The organism is Mesorhizobium sp. dw_380, from assembly GCF_018588885.1.
GTDB lineage: Bacteria > Pseudomonadota > Alphaproteobacteria > Rhizobiales > Rhizobiaceae > Mesorhizobium.
In genome coordinates this window covers 166,628-183,711 of sequence record NZ_JAFFIW010000004.1, presented here as the reverse complement: position 1 = coordinate 183,711, position 17,084 = coordinate 166,628, and the positions used below count along the sequence as shown (strand labels likewise).

The following is a 17,084-nucleotide window of genomic DNA, read 5'->3' as shown; positions in this document are numbered from 1 at the left end:
ATGTTGCATTGCACAATTTGCATTGCTGCCATGCAGCCATAGCGCTTTTAAATCGATATGGGTCCGCCTATTTCTAGTTCGTACACAAACGGAATGATCCGCAAGAAAGACGAAACGAGAACTACCATGAACCTGATCCGCAACTACCGCAACTGGCGCCGCTACAGGGACACCGTGTCCGAGCTGAGCCGCCTGAGCAACCGTGAACTGACCGACCTCGGCATCAGCCGCAGCGACATTCCTTACGTCGCTCGCAAGGCGGTCTAATTCTTCGGGCCGCGAATGGTCCGAACCAGTTTCTGAAAAGAGAACGACAATGAACCTGATCCGCAACTATCGTAACTGGCGCGTTTATCGCGAGACGGTTACCGAGCTGGGTCGCCTTTCGAACCGCCAGCTGCATGATCTCGGTATCGTCCGCGACGAAATCAAGATCGTCGCCCGCAAGGCGATCTAACGGAATTTCGCGGGGGTCGACCTCCTCCCCGACCCAAGCGAAAACGGTCAGCCCTTATCCTCCTCCCGAGGGTTGACCACCAAAACGGCGCCCGCCGCACCTCCTCCCGCGGCGGGCGCTGTTTCCCCGGAGCAAAATGAATTTTGCTCCAAAAGGGTTTTGCCCCTTTTAAAAGATAGCAAAAGAGATTTCGTCAAAGCCGACCTCCTCCCCGGCGATGACGAATATGGTTGGCCTTCACCTCCTCCCGAGGGTCGACCCCCAAAACGACACCCGCCGGACCTCCTCCCCCGGCGGGTGTTGTTGTTTTAGGGCAGGTTTCCCGACCGGGTGTTTTCCATCGCCGCCGCGCGACAATTGCAATCGTGGCGGCAAGCGATTATTCCGGCGCCCATGAGCAAAAATCCAATCCACATCATCGGCGGCGGTCTCGCCGGTTCGGAAGCCGCATGGCAGGCGGCGCAAGCCGGCGTTCCCGTCGTGCTGCATGAAATGCGCCCGGTTCGCGGCACGGACGCGCACAAGACCGATGGTCTGGCCGAGCTGGTCTGTTCTAATTCCTTCCGCTCCGACGACGCCGAAAACAATGCCGTTGGACTGCTGCATGCCGAAATGCGGCTGGCCGGCTCTTTGATCATGAGCGCCGGCGACGCCAACCAGGTGCCGGCAGGCGGCGCGCTGGCGGTCGACCGCGACGGTTTCTCCGAAGCGGTAACGAAAAAGCTCGAAGCGCACCCGCTGATAACCATCCGGCGCGAGGAAGTGCCCGGCCTGCCACCGGCGGACTGGGACCAGGCGATCATCGCCACAGGGCCGCTGACCGCACCCGCGCTTGCCCAGTCGATCGCCGAGGCAACCGGCGCCGATGCGCTGGCTTTCTTCGATGCGATTGCGCCGATCATCCATTTCGACACGATCGACATGGACATTTGCTGGTTCCAGTCGCGCTACGACAAGGTCGGGCCCGGCGGCACCGGCAAGGATTACATCAACTGTCCCATGGACAAGGACCAATACCTTGCCTTCGTGCAGGCGCTGGTCGAGGGCCAGAAAACCGAATTCAAGCAATGGGAAGGCACGCCCTATTTCGACGGCTGCCTGCCGATCGAGGTGATGGCCGAGCGCGGCGTCGAGACCCTGCGCTACGGACCGATGAAGCCGATGGGGCTGACCAACGCGCACAACCCGACTGTGAAGGCCTATGCCGTCGTCCAGTTGCGGCAGGACAATGCGCTGGGCACGCTCTACAACATGGTCGGCTTCCAGACCAAGCTCAGGCATGCCGAGCAGGTGCGCGTCTTCCGCACCATTCCGGGCTTGGAAAATGCCGATTTCGCCCGCCTCGGCGGCCTGCACCGCAACACCTACATCAACTCGCCGACGTTGCTCGACGCTTCACTGCAGCTGAAGTCGCGCCCCGGCCTGCGTTTCGCCGGCCAGATCACCGGCTGCGAAGGCTATGTCGAAAGCGCTGCCATCGGCCTGCTCGCCGGGCGCTTCGCCGCCGCCGAGCGGCTCGGCCACGCACCCTCGCTGCCGCCGCTCACCACAGCCTTCGGCTCGCTGCTCAACCACATCACCGGCGGCCACATCGTCTCCGACGACGAGCCGGGAAAGCGCTCTTTCCAGCCGATGAACGTCAATTTCGGCCTGTTCCCACCGGTGGCAGCGCCGAAGGCCGAGGGCAAGCGCCTGCGCGGCAAGGACAAGACATCAGCCAAGCGGCATGCGATCACATCGCGTGCACGGGCCGATTGCAGGGAGTGGCTGGGGCTGGCGTCCCAGACGGAAGCGGCAGCGTAATTTATGCCTGTCCACCCCGCTGCCCCCAGATTTGCCACCTGGGCTTCCGGCAAGCGAAGAGCCTTTTGGCGGCTGATATGGAGTCGGGCGGATCAGGGCGCGGGGTTGCAAGACTCGAGCGCGCACCGCAATATCCAAGGTGCGCATCAAGGAAGTGGTACCTTTAGCGTCCTACTCGCCGGGAATAATCGAGAAAGTGCCGGAGCTGGCAAGCCATGGCCATTGCAACTAGGCATCAATACTTCGCCGGGCTCTCGCGAAATACGTTTCTTCTGGCCTTGGCCAGCCTGTTTGCGGACATCTCGACCGAGATGCTCTATCCAGTGCTGCCGATTTTCCTGACGCAGACCCTGAAGGCAAACGGAAGTGTCGTCGGCCTTGTGGAGGGTGTCGCTGACGCGACGCAGAACATCGTCCAGGGCTTTTCCGGCTCGCTCTCGGACAAACTGCAAAGGAGAAAGCCCATCGCGCTGGCGGGTTACCTGCTGGCCGCGATCGCCAAGCCGGCCATGGGCTTCGCCACGGTCTGGCAAGGCGTTCTGGGCGGGCGGTTCCTGGATCGGCTCGGCACCGGTGCTCGCTCGGCCCCTCGCGATGCGCTCATCGCCTCCTCCGCGGACGAGGCGAACAGGGGAAGGGCCTTCGGGCTCGAAGGAGTTGGCGACAACGCGGGCGCCTTCCTGGGGCCGCTGCTCGCCGTCTTACTGCTCGTCGTGTGGCATCTCGACACACGCCTGATTTTCTATCTCGCCGTCATTCCCGGCGTTCTCGCCTTCCTGATGGTCCTGCTTGTCGAGGAGCGGCCCGTCGAACTCGCGGCGAAGGCGAAGATCGACATCGGCTTCAGGCGATTTCCCGGGGTCTACTGGAAATATCTTCTTGCGACGGCCTTGTTCGGCATCGGCAATTCCAGCAATGCCTTCCTGATCCTGCAGACCAAGGATATCGGCGCCTCGCTGACGACGACGATCCTGATCTACGCGGGCTTCAACCTTGTCGCCGCGCTGATCTCCTATCCGGCGGGATTTCTGTCGGATAGATTTGGCCGCAAGAACATCCTGCTCCTGGCATTCGCCATTTTCCTGGTCGCCTATCTAGGCTTCGCCCTGACAAGGAACGTCGCCCTCATCGCGATGCTTTTCGTGTTTTACGGACTCTACCAGGGGATATTCCGCTCGGTCGGCAAAGCGTTGGCGAGCGACCACGTACCGGAGCAGCTTCGCGCCAGCGGTGTCGGCTGGTACAACACCACCGTCGGGTTGTTCGGTTTGGCAGCGAGCCTTATCGCTGGATGGCTCTGGGACGGGGTCGGCCATGCGGCGGTATTTCTCTTTGGCGCGGCTTGTGCGGTTGTAGGCAGTCTCGCTCTGCTGATGTTGGTTTCCGACGTACGCAGCAACGGTTTTTACTGACGATGCAACCCAATTCCACGGGAGCAATTGCTCTCAGCAAGGCGCCCTTCACCGGAGGGGTACGTTCGAGCGAACCTTCTTAGCGCTACTCGGCCGGCTCGGCGCTCGCCATCGGCAGCCCCGGCTTGCCCGCCTCGCCGGGATTTCGCCTGACATACGCCGCCTTCAGGCTCTCCGAAGTTTCGCGCGAGCCGTCATGGCTCCAGCCGGGCGGCTTGATCAGGTAGTTCAGGCGATCGCTGAGCGTAAGCCCCGGCGCAAAAGCATCCCTGAACATGCCGATCCATTCGTGGAACGCCACTTTCAGCGGATTGAAGGTGCCCAGATTCTTGACGATGCCATAACGCGGGCGATCCTCTTCCAACTCCTCGACGAAGGTACCGAACATGCGGTCCCAGATGATCAGCGTGCCGGCATAATTGGCGTCGAGATAACGCGGATTGGTGGCGTGGTGGACGCGGTGATGCGAGGGCGTGTTGAAGATGAATTCGAACCAGCCCCACATCTTGCCGATCGTCTCGGTGTGGATCCAGAACTGCCAGACCAGGTTGAAGCCGAAGGTGAAGGCAATCACCGCCGGGTGGAACCCAAGCAGCACCAGCGGCGCCTGCAGCACGAACATGAAGGTGAACAGCCCCGTCCAGCTTTGCCTGAGCGCGGTCGACAGATTGTAGTGCTGGCTGGAGTGATGGTTGACATGCTCCGCCCACACCCAGCGCACCCGGTGCGCGATGCGGTGATAGACGTAGTAGCGCAGGTCGTCGAGCAGGAAGGCGGCCAGGAACACCCAGACCGACAGGCCGAGATTGAAGACGCGGAACTGCCACAGCCACAGCAGCGCCCAATAGGACACGACGCCAAGCAGCAGCCCGGCGACGACATTTCCGGTGCCCATCATCAGGCTGGTCAGCGTGTCACGCGTCTCGAACGTGCCCTTGGCGCGCCCACTGCGCACCAGCCAAAGCTCGATCAGGATCGCGGCGACAAAGAACGGAATGGCCAACTGCGTGACCTGCGGGAAATCATAGCTGTCCATCACGCGGCCTCCCCAGCGGAATTTGAACGATGCGACCCGAAAGCATCGAGCAAGGCCTGGGCATCGGCGGCACTGGCGAACCGGAAGCGGCCACCCTTCCAGGTAAAATCCATCAGCCGCATCAGAATTGTATTCGTCTCGTCAGAATGAGACACCGCGACGTCCGCGGCGGTGACGATACGCGTCAAGAAACAAGCGCCGATGCTGTTTACGATGCCGATGCGCCCTCGCCCGACATCCAGAAAAGCCGTCCGGGCATCGGCCGTGAGGCGCACTGCCGTGGCCATCTCGTCAGGAAAATCCTCGGCGAAGCGGCTCAACGCCTGATCGGGGTTGGCCAGCGTCGCCGTCTTGCTGCCGCCGGTGAAATGCACTGCGGCAACAGACAACGCGATGCCCAGCACAACGATCGCAACCAGTACGGGCAAGCTCATGGATTTCCTCCGGCCGGCCTGTCGTCTATGGCAACAGTTTCGGCTCGCCGAATCCTTAACACGATTGACGTTTACGTCAAAGTGCCGGCCACCCCTTGCCTGCCCGACGCAACAGCAACCAATGCCGGCGCAGCGCCGACAGCCGCGCGACGCCGTCGAACGGTGAATGGCGCGCGCCTTCCATCCTGTCGAGATAAGCGCGCGGGAGCGTCAGCGGCAGAAACGCCGCACGCAACGACACCGGCAGCGTCGCGGCGCCTCGCTCGAAAGCGGAAAGGTGTTCGCGCGCCAGCGCGATCATCGCCGCCACGGCGCGCTGCGCCCCAGGCCCGCCATCGCCAGCGACAAACTCCTCGGGCGATGAGCCCGCCGCCCCCAGGATGTCGGCCGGGACAAAACACTGCCCTCGCTTGCGGTGCAGCGGCAATAGCAGCAGCAGACCGGTGATGGCCTGCGCACAGCCCGCCCTGCCCGCGAGTTCGGCGAACCTCGGCGCCTCGACGGGATCGAGCACCATCGCTGCAAGTTGGATGAGTGCCGCTGCCGTCTCGCCGCAATAGCCTTCCAGATCGGTGCGCGACGGCATCGGATCGTCGTAGAGGTCGAAGATGCGGGCTTCGAGCATGTTCTCGAAGGCCAGTTTCGGCAGCTTGGACGCAGCTATGGTGGCGTTCAAGGTTTCGGCAACAGGATGACCCGCACCCGCCTCACCGCCGGCGGCAATCACATCACGCCACCATTGCAGCCGAACCTCGCCCGGCAACGGTTCGTGGATGCGATCGCGGATGCCCGCGATTTCGGCATTGAAAGCATAGAGCGAAAACAGCGCATCGCGCTTGTCGGCAGGTGCGTAGAGCGCCGTGAGATACCGGTCTTGGTCGGCGGCGCGCACCTGATCCATGACGATTTTGGCATTCCGAGACATGTCAGTCGACGGCGATGAGCGCGGCAGCCACGGCGCGGTCTTCCGCCAGCAGGACATTGTAGGTCCGCACCGCGGCCCCGGTCGACATCGGATCGGAAGCTATGCCTGCATCCTTCAGCGCCGCCCGCAGCGCCGCCGGCAATGGCCGGAGATCCTTGCCCATGCCGACGAGCAGGATCTCGACCTTGTCGGCCTCGGCCAGCAGCCTGTCGAAATCCGCCACCGTCAGCGCCAGGGGATTTGCCGGTTCCCAGCCATGAATGCCGGTGGGCAGGCACAGCAGCGAGCCACGATGCGACATATCGGCAAAGCGGAACCCGCCATTGCCATAGGCCTCGATCGGCGCGCGGCCCGGGAAATGCGCCTCGCGGATGACGATTCCTTTGCCGGTCACCACTTTGTCACCCCTTCGGGGCCGCGCGTCAGGTCGCGACCGCCTTGCCGCCATTGACCGGCTTCTCCTCGTCGGCCGCGGCCTGCGGCCGCAGCTTGAACAGGATCAGCAGCGGCGCCGCGATGAAGATCGACGAGTAGGTGCCGAAGACAACGCCGAACAGCATGGCCAGCGTGAACGAGCGGATCACCTCGCCGCCGAACAGCACCAGCGCCAACAGCGCCAAGCTGGTCGTCACGGAGGTCAGCGTCGTTCTCGACAGCGTCTCGTTGATCGCGTTGTTCAACAGCTGCGGCAACGGCATCTTCTTGTATTTTCGCAGATCTTCTCGAACGCGGTCATAGACGACGATCGTGTCGTTCAGCGAATAGCCGATGATGGTCAGGATTGCCGCCAGCGATGACTGGTTGAATTCGAGTCCGCTGATGACGAAGAAGCCGAGCGTCATGACCACATCATGCACCGTTGCCACGATGGCGCCGACCGCGAACTGCCATTCGAAACGGAACCAGACATAGACCAGGATGCCGACCAGCGCGACCAGCATGGCGATGGTGCCTTGTTTGGCCAGCTCGCCGGAAACCGTCGGTCCCACCACTTCGACGCGGCGGAAATCATATTGGTCCTGCAACTCGCCGCGTACCTTGTCGATGACGGTCTGCTCGGCATTCTCGCCGCCATCCTGCGTGCCGACGCGGATCAGCACGTCGTTGGGCTCGCCGAATTGCTGCACCTGCACTTCACCGATGTTGAGTTCCGACAGCCTGCCGCGGATGTCGGCAAGATCGGCGTTGCCGCTCTTGGCCTTCACCTCGATCATCGAGCCGCCCTTGAAGTCGATGCCGTAATTGATGTCGACGGTCATGAACAGCACGACCGACAGGACCGACAGGAAGCTCGACAGTGCGAATGTCCAGCGGCGGAAGCCCATGAAGGGGATCTTGGTGCCTGGTGGAATGAAGGTTATCGGCGCCTTCGGCAACTCCTTCGGACGAGCCCGGCGCAGCCAGATCGACACCAGGAGACGGGTGAAGGTGAAGGCGGTGAAAACGGTGGTCAGAATGCCGATGGCATAGGTGATGGCAAAGCCCTTCACCGGGCCGGTGCCGAGATAGAACAGCACCACGGTGGCGATCAGCGACGTGACGTTGGAATCGACGATGGTTGCCAGCGCCTTCGAGAAGCCGGTATCAATCGCCTGGATCACCGAGCGGCCGGCGCGTCGTTCCTCGCGGATACGTTCATAGATCAGCACGTTGGAATCGACCGCCATGCCGATGGTCAGCACGATACCGGCAATACCGGGCAAGGTCAGCGTCGCGCCGAGCAGGGACAATAGCCCGACGATCATTGCCACGTGCACCGCCAGCGCGATGTTGGCGAGGAAGCCGAGGAAACCATAGGCGACGAACATGAAGGCGACGACGAGGATCGAGCCGATGATGCCGGCGACCTTACCGGCATGGATGGAATCCTGACCAAGGCCCGGACCCACGGTGCGTTCCTCGATCACGGTCAGCTTGGCGGGCAACGCGCCGGCACGCAGCAGCACGGCCAGATCGTTCGCGCTTTCCGCGGTGAAACTGCCGGAAATCTGACCGGAGCCGCCAAGGATCGGTTCACGGATCTGCGGCGCGGAAATCACCTGATTGTCGAGGATGATGGCGAAGCGCTTGCCGACATTCGCCGCCGTCGCCTGGCCGAAGCGTGTTGCTCCTCTCGAGTTGAAGGTGAACGAGACTACCGGCTCGTTGGTTCGCGAATCGAAGGTTGCCGTTGCCTTGGCGAGGTCCTCGCCCGAAACGAGTACGCGATTCTCGATCAGATAGGGGACTGGTGGATCGTCCTGGGAATAGAGGATCGATGAACCGCTCGGAGGACGATTTTTCAGCGCATCCTGCACCGGCATCGACTCGTCGACCATCTGGAAGGTCAGCTTGGCGGTTTGGCCAATGATTTCCTTCAGCCGCTGCGGATCCTGCAAGCCCGGAACCTGAACCAGGACGCGATCATCGCCCTGCCGCTGCACGATCGGCTCGGTGGTGCCGAGTTCGTTGACCCGGCGCTCGACGACTTCGATCGATTGCGCCAGTGCTGACGAGGTGCGGTATTTTATGCCGGCGTCGGTGACGCTGAACTTGAGCAGGCCCGGCTCGGAATCGTCCAACGACATTTCCTGGATGGAGCCGCCGGTAAAGAGGCCCGCGGCGACCGGATCGGTCAGCGACTTCAATGCCTTCTTGGCTGCATCGATCTGGGTTGCATCCGTTATTCGCACCTGCACGGTCCTGCCAGTGCCGGTAAGTCCGGTATAGCCAACCTTGGCGTCGCGCAGCAGCGTCCGGATCTCGTCGCGCGTCGTCTCCAACTGCGCCTTGATCAGGTCGTTCTGATCCATCTGGAGCAGGATGTGCGAACCGCCCTGCAGGTCGAGGCCGAGCGTCATCTGCCGCTTCGGCACCCAACTGGGCAACTGGGCCAATGTACTTGCGGGGATGAGATTGGGCGCGGCGAGGACCACTGTGGCGGCCACGGCCAGCCAGATCAGGATCATCTTGAAGCGCGAAAAATAAAGCATATGGCGTCGTCCGTCAGAGCGTGTCCGCGGATCGCTCCGCCTGGAATTGGGTTATTTCTTGGCGTTCTGGTTGGCCACCGGTTCGCCCTTGACGCGCACATCGGCGATCGTCGAGCGCAGCGCCGTCACCTTGGTGCCGCCTCCGAGGTCGATCTCGAGTTCGTTGTCGTCGATCACCTTCGTCACCTTGCCGACGAAACCGCCGCCGGTGACGACCGTGTCGCCGCGACGGACCGCCGCCAGCATCTCGCCACGCTTCTTCAGCTGCGTGCGCTGCGGGCGGATGATCAGAAAATACATGATCACGAAAATCAGGACAAACGGCAAAATGCTGATCAACATATCGGGAGAGGCGCCGCCGATGCCTTGGGCGTATGCCGGTGTCACGAACATCGAGGTACTCCTGAATTATGAAAACGGCCGCGAGCGGCCCCCTTGAAATTTGGCCGGAATATAGTCGGTAAAGTTGTCAATGCAACTGCGCGGCCAGGCAAATCGGCTGCTTTTCCGGCCTGTTGAGCCGTGTTAGAGCATGATCGCGAAAAGCGCGAGCCGGTTTTCCGAAAAGATCACGCTCGAACAAAAGGTTGGAGCCGGTTTCGAACCCGACGAAATCGAACGGTCCTCACCTGCCCACCCTACGGACACGAACCAAAAAGACCAGAAATGACCGACAGCACCATCGACGCCCTCAACAAGAAACTTGACCGCCTGATCGAGGCTGTCAGCCGCCTTGCCCCACCGCCGGTGCCTGAAACCGACCTCGCAGAAGCCGACTGCTTCGTCTGGCAGGCCGATCCCGGCTATCTGGAGCCGGTGCGCAAGGTCAATCGCGTCGACATCGGCCTGATCCGCGGCGTCGACCGGGTCCGCGATATCCTCGTCGACAACACCGAGCGCTTCGCCGCCGGCCACCCGGCCAACAACGTGCTGTTGTGGGGCGCGCGCGGCATGGGCAAATCGTCGCTGGTCAAAGCCGTGCATGCCGAGATCAATGCCAAGGCCAAGTCCGGACTGCCGCTCAAGCTGATCGAGATCCACCGCGAGGACATCGACACGCTGCCGAAACTGATGGGTCTGCTCAAGGCCGCCCCCTACCGCTTCATCCTGTTTTGCGACGATCTGTCCTTCGACCATGACGATACGTCCTACAAGTCGCTGAAGGCGGCACTCGAAGGCGGCGTCGAAGGCCGCCCGGCCAACGTCATCTTCTACGCCACCTCGAACCGCCGTCATTTGTTGCCGCGCGACATGATCGACAATGAGCGCTCGACCGCCATCAACCCGTCCGAAGCGGTCGAGGAAAAGGTCTCGCTATCCGATCGTTTCGGACTTTGGCTCGGCTTCCACAAATGTTCGCAGGACGACTATCTCGAGATGATCAACGGCTATGCCAGCCATCACAGCCTCGACCTCGACCCCGAGCAGCTGCGCGCCGAAGCGCTGGAGTGGGCGACGACACGCGGCAGCCGCTCGGGCCGCGTCGCCTGGCAGTTCACCCAGGACCTGGCTGGCCGGCTAGGCAAACCGCTGAAGGATTGATGCGGCCGGTTGCGTCGCCAACGCCATCAAACATCAAGATCATTTGGGCGGCTGCGCCCGTCGCAAGTCACGCGGCGTTTGGCCGATTTCGCGGCGCATCCAATGCGCCAGGTGTGATTGGTGTGCGAAGCCCGTCAATTCCGCTACCTCGCTTGTGCTGAGATCGCCTCGCTGCAGCAGGTCGCGGGCGCGTTCGACGCGACGTCGCAACACGTAGCGGTGCAGGGTGAAGCCCGTCGCCACCTTGAACCATGTCCGCAAGTGCGAGCTGCTGGCGCCGGCAACCCGGCTTAGTCGTTGGATCGAAAGGGGCTCGTGGAGTGCAGCCTCGATGTGCGCCAACACCCGCTTGAGCTGGATATCCGACAACCGGGTCGTTCGATCGATATCAGGTTCACCGAGGCCAAGCAGCCTCACCGCGAGTGCGGTGCCGATGCTGTCGGCAAACAAAGAGCCGCTCGGCGAATTCGCATTGAAATCGCTCTCGAGTGCTCGTGCGAGATGTTCGATGCGCTGGTCACGAAGCAGGTGGCGCGTGTCGAGCCGCGAGCCCGGCGCCTTGCCGCCAAGTTCCGCCGCCACCCTTTCCATCAAGGCTGGCTGCAATGCGATCTCAATCGTGTCGAACGGGGTTTCAGCCTCGAACCCGCCCTCCTGGCCGGCGGGCACCAGGTCAATATCGCCGGCGCGCCTGACGAAATATCGTCGAACCTCACTGCAGTAGGAGCGCGTCGCAGCACTTGCATGCACCATGATGCGATGGTGTGGCGCCCGGGGCAGACGATGGACACCGGCTTCAATATGTCGGGAAGCCATTGTTACGTCGGACAGGGATTGGGCCGGAGCGAATTGCGAACGCATGCTTTCTCGATTCATGGCAAAACCTGTTCAAGACTTGGCAATTCCCGCGCGATTTTCAATGCCGTCGCTATGTACCTACGCCTCTCCATCAAACTTGGATGAGAGGTTATGCCATGAGTTTCTATGTTGTTGTCGGAGCAGGCCCGGTTGGTCGCGAGACCGCTCGCCTTCTTGGCGAAGAAGGACATGATGTTGTTCTCACAAGCCGAAGTGTCGGTTCGAACGGACTGCGGAACGTGCGGGCCGTGCAGGCCGACGCCACCGATGCCGCGGAACTATCCCGTATAAGCCGAAAGGCCGATGCCATCTTCATGTGCGCCATGGCCACCTATCATCGGTGGCCGACCGACTTTTTCCCGATCATCGACGGTACCGTGCGCGCCGCGGAAGCGGTCGGCGCGAAGCTGATCGTGCTCGGAAACCTTTACGGCTATGGGCAAAATGCCGACAGCCCGCTTCGCTCCGATCTGTCCCTGGATCCAACTTCGAGGAAAGGAACCGCCAGGACGATCATGTGGCAGCGGGCGGTCCGTGCCGATGTACCGGCGATCGAGGTGCGGCCCAGCGATTATCTGGGGCATGGCGCGATCAGCTATTTCTCATTGGTCGCCCTGCCCTCCATAATCGAGGGCAAGCCTACCGCCTTCATTGGAGACCTCGACGCAACCCATGCCTGGACCTTCACCAAGGATGTCGCCAAGACGCTTGTCGCGGCTTCCCGCTACACGGGTGAATGGGGACGGGCGTTCCATGTTCCCTCCCAACACGCCTCACCCCGGGAGCTTATCCATAAAACCGCGGCGATGCTTCGCCGAGAGATACTGGAAACACGTTCCTATTCCATCCCCGAGATGGAAGCCTTGGGCATGCATGAACTCATCGAGATGAGCTACCTCTTCGAAACCCCCTTGCTGGTCGATTTCTCCGACGCCGAGACGCTTCTCGGCATGAAGGCCAGCAGCCTCGAGGTGATGATCGCCGACACCCTCCGTGATCATCTTTGAGCCTTGAGGGAATAGGTATTGGCAGACAACTGAAAAAGCCCGCTCCTTGCGGGGCGGGCTGAGCCGGCGGGCTGGACTGGAGGTCAGGCGGCCCGCAAATCGCTTTTTTTATTCTATTCGAGATAGCCCGACGGATCGACCGGGGCGGAGTTCTTGCGCACCTCGAAGTGCAGCTTCGGCGAGTCCGTGGTGCCGCTCATGCCCGACAGCGCGATTTCCTGGCCGCGCTTGACCTTCTGGCCGCGCTGCACCTCGATCGAACTGGCATGGCCATAGACTGTGACCAGACCGTCCTCATGGCGCACCAGCACCGTATTGCCGAACTCCTTGAGCCCGTCGCCGGCGTAGATGACGACGCCGTTCTCGGCCGCCTTGATCGGCGTGCCGGTGGGCACGGCGATGTCGACGCCGTCCTTGCCGGACCCGAAACCGGAGATCACCCGGCCGCGCACCGGCCAGCGCATCTTGCCGACCCCCGTGGCATCCGGCGCCACCGCATCGTCGTCCTCTGCCTGCTGGATGACCTTCGAATCTTTCTTCGGCGGCGTGTAGGATGCCAGCGTTTCCGAAGGCGTGGCCTTCGCCGCGGGCTGCGTGGTTGCCGTGGTCACCGGATCGATCTTCGCCGGCTTGGCGCTGGCGACCGTCGCTGTTCCGCCAGCCGGCAGCTTCAGCGTCTGGCCGATCTTGAGCAAGCCATCCTTCATGCCGTTGGCCTGCTTCAGCGCAACGACGCCGATGCCGGTCTTGCGGGCAATCGAGGACATCGTGTCCCCTGACTGGACCGTATAGGTGCCAGCGGCGCCGGTTGCCCTGGCCACCTGCGCGGGCTTGGGCTCCTTGGGCTGGCTTGCGGCGGCCGAGGCATCGACCTGAGCGGCGGACTTTCCCTCCTTGAGCTTCGGCTGCTGCGGCAGGACGGCGACCTTGTCCGGCGCGGTGGCCGGCAGATCGTGCTTGCCGTCCTTCGCCGGTTTTGCATCGGCGAGCTTCGGTTCGGCCTTGCTCGAATAGGCATAGGCCGGGATGATGATCTTCTGGCCGGTCTTCAGTCCCTTGGTCGCGCTAAGCCCGTTGACCTTCATGATGACGTCGGCCGGAACCTTGTAATGCTGCGCCAAGCCGTTGATCGTTTCGCCGTCCCTGACGACGATTTCGGTCGCGTGCGGCCTGCCCGCCTCTGCAATCTTCGGGGCATCGGGCTGCGCTTCCTTGAAAGGCTTGGCCACCGGCGCGACGGTGCCGGTCGTCGTCCTGTCGACATGCGGTGCCGGGCGAACCATGGCCGGCGCCGATGCGACACGCACAGGATTGGCGGCGGGCGCGAGTGCCGGCGCGCCCTGGGCTGAAGCGGGCGGCGGCAATGGCCGGCTCGAAACAGGCTCGAGGCTGGAGCGGCTCACCGACTGTGTGTGGCTGCCGTCGAGCGGGGCGGCGGAGACATCGCCCGGATAGGGCTGCACGGCATCCTGCTTGTTGATGATGGCGCGCTGATTGTTGGTCGAGGACGTGAAGACGTCGTCGACGCTATTGAACCGCGACGCCTGGGAACTGCACCCGGCCGCCGCGCCTGCAATCATAAGAACAGCGCAGCCCCGCGCCAGATTGCGACTATTTGTCTTCAAAACACTGAGTTGCATCGCACTAACCCGCACAAACTCTGCACCAACTGGACAGGATTAAAGCGCGTTAATGTTACTGGCCGGTTAACCCATTAGAATCCGACGAAAATTTTCTTAAAACATTTGGGGACGGCTGGCCGCACGGATCGGCAGGCCGAACCGGCGCCGACGACAAGCGAAAGCTAGAGCACGGCAGCGACGCTGCGCAGGATCGGCTGCAGGCGCACAAGACCGATATCCTCGCGCTCGAAACGGCTGCCGACCTTGGTCAGCTTGGCCAGCACCTGCTCGCCCTCCTCCGGTCCGATCGGTGCGATGACGATGCCGCCGCTCGACAATTGGTCGAGCAGGAAGCGCGGCAGGCTGTCGAAGGCGGCCCAGGCGACGATGCGGTCGAACGGCCCTTCGTTCGGCAGGCCGCCGGAGCCGTCCGCCTGGCGCACGATGACATTGCCGATGCCGAGCGCCTCGAAACGCTGCCTGGCTTGTTCGACAAGCGTCTTGTAGCGATCGACGGTCACGACGCGCGCCGCCAGCCGCGACATCACCGCCGCCGTATAGCCGGAGCCGGTGCCGATCTCGAGCACCCTGTTTCCCGCTTCGATGGCAAGTGCCGCGATAACCGCCGCCTGCATGTCGGCACCTTCGATCGCCTCGCCGCATTCGATCGGCAGCATGCGGTCGGACCAGGCGATCTGGTGGAACCGCGCCGCCAGGAAGCCGCGCCGCGGTGTCGCCTCGAATGCCGCGATCAGCGCCTTCGGCACGGTTCCCCTGCCGCGCAGGCGCAGCAGGAAAGCGGCAAATCCTTCGCGGTCGTCGATTGGGAAGTTCATGCAAGCGCCTTGCTTAGCTGGTCACGGATCTCATGCGCGGTGAGGTCGAGCTGCAACGGCGTCACCGACACCAGCCGGTTACGCAAGGCATAGAGGTCGGTGCCTTGCTTGCCTTCGACCGGCTCGCGGCCGAAACGCAGCCAATAGTAAGGCAGGCCGCGCCCGTCACGGCGCTCGTCGACCCACAGGCTGTGGACGAGCTTGCCCTGCGTTGTGACCACCGTGCCGGCGACTTCCTCGGGAAGGCAGTTCGGAAAATTGACGTTGAGCAGCACGCCGTCCGGCAGCGGCGTCGCGACGAGCTTCTTCAGCAGCGCCGGCGCCAGCGCCTCGGTGGTCTCGTAAGGAACGACGCGATCCTCGCCGACATAGCTATACCCCTGGCTGAGCGCGATCGAGCGGATGCCGAGCAGCGCGCCTTCCATGGCGCCAGCGACGGTTCCCGAATAGGTCACGTCGTCGGCGATGTTGGCGCCCGAATTGATGCCGGACAGGATCAGGTCGGGTGCGCCGGGCAGGATCTTCTTGACGCCCATGATGACGCAGTCGGTCGGCGTGCCGCGGACGGCAAAATGCTTTTCGCCGATCTTGCGCAGCCGCAGCGGTTCCGAGATCGACAGCGAATGCGCATAGCCGGACTGGTCCTGTTCCGGCGCCACCACCCAGACATCGTCGGAGAGCGTGCGGGCGACGCGTTCGAGCGACGCCAGGCCCTCGGCATGAATGCCGTCGTCATTGGTCAGAAGAATGCGCATTATTTCGCTTCGATCTTTTCCAGACTGCCCATGTAAGGCCGCAGCACTTCAGGAATGGTTACGCTGCCATCCTCATTCTGGTAGTTTTCGATGACAGCTATGAGGGCGCGGCCGACAGCCGTTCCCGAACCGTTGAGCGTATGGACGAAGCGGTTGCCCTTGCCGTCCTTGTCCTTGTAGCGGGCGTCCATGCGGCGCGCCTGGAAATCGCCGCAGACCGAGCAGGACGAGATTTCGCGATAAGCGTTCTGGCCGGGCAGCCAGACCTCGATGTCATAGGTCTTGCGCGCGCCAAAACCCATGTCGCCGGTGCACAGCACCATGGTGCGGAACGGCAGGCCGAGCCGCTTCAGCACTTCCTCGGCGCATTGCGTCATCCGCTCATGCTCGGCGAGCGAGGATTCCTGATCGGTGATCGATACCAGCTCGACCTTGTAGAACTGGTGCTGGCGCAGCATGCCGCGCGTGTCGCGCCCCGCCGAACCCGCTTCCGAGCGGAAGCACGGTGTCAGCGCGGTATAGCGTAATGGTAGTTTATCGTGGGCAATGAGCTCCTCGCGCACGAGGTTGGTGAGCGGCACTTCGGCCGTGGGGATCAGGCCAAGCCTGCCCTCCCCGTGCGGCGTGAAGAACAGATCCTCCTCGAATTTCGGCAGCTGATTGGTGCCGAAAAGCACCTCGTCGCGGACCATCAGCGGCGGGATCACTTCCTCATAGCCATGTTCGGTCGTGTGCAGGTCGAGCATGAACTGGCCGATCGCGCGCTCCATCCGCGCCAGCCCGCCCTTCAGCACGGTGAAACGCGAGCCCGACAGCTTTGCCGCCCGCTCGAAATCCATCATGCCGAGCGCTTCGCCGATCTCGAAATGCTCCTTCACCCAGTTCGGCCGCGCCGGCACCTTACCGACGATGTGCTTGACCACATTGTCGTGCTCGTCCTTGCCGACAGGCACATCGTCGAGCGGCACGTTGGGCAGTACCGCCAGCACGTCGTTAAGCGCCTTGTCGAGTTCGCGCTCCCGCGCCTCGCCATTCTGGATGAAGGTCTTGATCTCGCCGACTTCGGCCTTCAGCCTTTCGGCAAGCGCGGCATCGCCCGAACGCATGGCGTTGCCGATCTCCTTCGAAGCGGCGTTGCGGCGCTCCTGCCTGGTCTGCAGCTCGGTGACATGTTCGCGTCGTGCCTCGTCCCTGGCGATCAAATCATCGACCGTGGACTGCGCCTCAACCGCCGACCACGAGCGCTTCACCAGCGCCTCGACAAGGGCCTTCGGGTTGTCGCGAATCCATTTGATATCGAGCATGGTTTATCCGTCCTCAGGTAGCATGTCGCCCAAAAGTGCGCAGCGGTTTGGGACAACGACATGCTCAAAACAAAAACTGAAACGCACCGCCTTGATGGCGATGCGTTTCAGCCAGAGGGGG

17 protein-coding genes are annotated in these 17,084 nt (G+C 62.5%); 6 read left to right on the top strand and 11 right to left on the bottom strand.

The genetic code is table 11. The annotated features are described in order from the left end of the window. Positions 1-126 precede the first annotated feature (126 nt). The 4 genes from JT360_RS05715 (at position 127) to JT360_RS05700 (ending at position 3,672) form a co-directional block, all read left to right on the top strand. On the top strand, positions 127-267 hold the full coding sequence (locus JT360_RS05715) for a DUF1127 domain-containing protein (protein ID WP_013531315.1): 141 nt from the start codon (positions 127-129) through the stop codon (positions 265-267). 49 nt (positions 268-316) lie between these two features. Next, positions 317-457: a DUF1127 domain-containing protein gene (locus tag JT360_RS05710; RefSeq protein ID WP_135904405.1), complete on the top strand. Its 141-nt coding sequence runs from the start codon at positions 317-319 to the stop codon at positions 455-457. Positions 458-850: 393 nt separating this feature from the next. After that, positions 851-2,260, top strand: coding sequence for a methylenetetrahydrofolate--tRNA-(uracil(54)-C(5))-methyltransferase (FADH(2)-oxidizing) TrmFO (gene trmFO, locus JT360_RS05705; RefSeq protein WP_214470632.1), 1,410 nt, complete (start codon positions 851-853; stop codon positions 2,258-2,260). A gap of 215 nt (positions 2,261-2,475) precedes the next feature. Continuing rightward, complete coding sequence (locus tag JT360_RS05700) at positions 2,476-3,672, top strand: MFS transporter (RefSeq protein WP_214470631.1); 1,197 nt, start codon at positions 2,476-2,478, stop codon at positions 3,670-3,672. Positions 3,673-3,757: 85 nt separating this feature from the next. On the opposite strand, the gene JT360_RS05695 is transcribed toward JT360_RS05700, so the two are convergent. From JT360_RS05695 to yajC, 6 genes are all read right to left on the bottom strand, one after another. After that, entirely contained in the window at positions 3,758-4,708 is a 951-nt protein-coding gene (locus JT360_RS05695; RefSeq protein ID WP_214470630.1) for a sterol desaturase family protein, read from the bottom strand. Further along, on the bottom strand, positions 4,708-5,142 hold the full coding sequence (locus tag JT360_RS05690) for a hypothetical protein (RefSeq protein ID WP_214470629.1): 435 nt from the start codon (positions 5,140-5,142) through the stop codon (positions 4,708-4,710). Before JT360_RS05690 ends, JT360_RS05695 begins: the two co-directional genes overlap by 1 nt. Positions 5,143-5,218: 76 nt before the next feature. Continuing rightward, on the bottom strand, positions 5,219-6,067 hold the full coding sequence (locus JT360_RS05685) for a phytoene/squalene synthase family protein (RefSeq protein ID WP_214470627.1): 849 nt from the start codon (positions 6,065-6,067) through the stop codon (positions 5,219-5,221). 1 nt (position 6,068) lies between these two features. After that, positions 6,069-6,461: an Mth938-like domain-containing protein gene (locus JT360_RS05680; protein WP_214470625.1), complete on the bottom strand. Its 393-nt coding sequence runs from the start codon at positions 6,459-6,461 to the stop codon at positions 6,069-6,071. A gap of 28 nt (positions 6,462-6,489) precedes the next feature. Further along, positions 6,490-9,039 carry a protein translocase subunit SecDF gene (gene secDF / locus JT360_RS05675; protein WP_214470623.1) on the bottom strand — a complete coding sequence of 850 codons (2,550 nt, stop codon included), beginning with the start codon at positions 9,037-9,039 and terminating at the stop codon, positions 6,490-6,492. Positions 9,040-9,090: 51 nt separating this feature from the next. Then, positions 9,091-9,432 carry a preprotein translocase subunit YajC gene (yajC, locus tag JT360_RS05670; protein ID WP_027043763.1) on the bottom strand — a complete coding sequence of 114 codons (342 nt, stop codon included), beginning with the start codon at positions 9,430-9,432 and terminating at the stop codon, positions 9,091-9,093. Positions 9,433-9,705: 273 nt separating this feature from the next. Here yajC and JT360_RS05665 point away from each other — a divergent pair, with 273 nt between their 5' ends. Then, the gene (locus JT360_RS05665) at positions 9,706-10,581 is read left to right on the top strand and encodes an ATP-binding protein (RefSeq protein ID WP_214470621.1); all 876 of its coding nucleotides are present in this window, start codon (positions 9,706-9,708) and stop codon (positions 10,579-10,581) included. Positions 10,582-10,620: 39 nt separating this feature from the next. On the opposite strand, the gene JT360_RS05660 is transcribed toward JT360_RS05665, so the two are convergent. Next, positions 10,621-11,442: an AraC family transcriptional regulator gene (locus JT360_RS05660; RefSeq protein WP_214470619.1), complete on the bottom strand. Its 822-nt coding sequence runs from the start codon at positions 11,440-11,442 to the stop codon at positions 10,621-10,623. A gap of 113 nt (positions 11,443-11,555) precedes the next feature. Between JT360_RS05660 and JT360_RS05655 the strand changes: the two genes are divergently transcribed. Then, positions 11,556-12,446, top strand: coding sequence for an NAD-dependent epimerase/dehydratase family protein (locus JT360_RS05655; protein ID WP_214470745.1), 891 nt, complete (start codon positions 11,556-11,558; stop codon positions 12,444-12,446). A 113-nt stretch (positions 12,447-12,559) separates the two neighbouring features. Here JT360_RS05655 and JT360_RS05650 read toward each other — a convergent pair whose 3' ends face one another. The 4 genes from JT360_RS05650 to serS all read right to left on the bottom strand — a co-directional run bounded on the left by JT360_RS05650 (position 12,560) and on the right by serS (position 16,963). Next, complete coding sequence (locus JT360_RS05650; RefSeq protein ID WP_214470618.1) at positions 12,560-14,086, bottom strand: peptidoglycan DD-metalloendopeptidase family protein; 1,527 nt, start codon at positions 14,084-14,086, stop codon at positions 12,560-12,562. A gap of 164 nt (positions 14,087-14,250) precedes the next feature. After that, positions 14,251-14,904 carry a protein-L-isoaspartate(D-aspartate) O-methyltransferase gene (locus tag JT360_RS05645; protein WP_214470616.1) on the bottom strand — a complete coding sequence of 218 codons (654 nt, stop codon included), beginning with the start codon at positions 14,902-14,904 and terminating at the stop codon, positions 14,251-14,253. Then, on the bottom strand, positions 14,901-15,659 hold the full coding sequence (surE, locus tag JT360_RS05640) for a 5'/3'-nucleotidase SurE (protein WP_027039151.1): 759 nt from the start codon (positions 15,657-15,659) through the stop codon (positions 14,901-14,903). Before surE ends, JT360_RS05645 begins: the two co-directional genes overlap by 4 nt. Further along, positions 15,659-16,963, bottom strand: coding sequence for a serine--tRNA ligase (serS, locus tag JT360_RS05635; protein ID WP_214470614.1), 1,305 nt, complete (start codon positions 16,961-16,963; stop codon positions 15,659-15,661). Before serS ends, surE begins: the two co-directional genes overlap by 1 nt. Positions 16,964-17,084 lie beyond the last annotated feature (121 nt).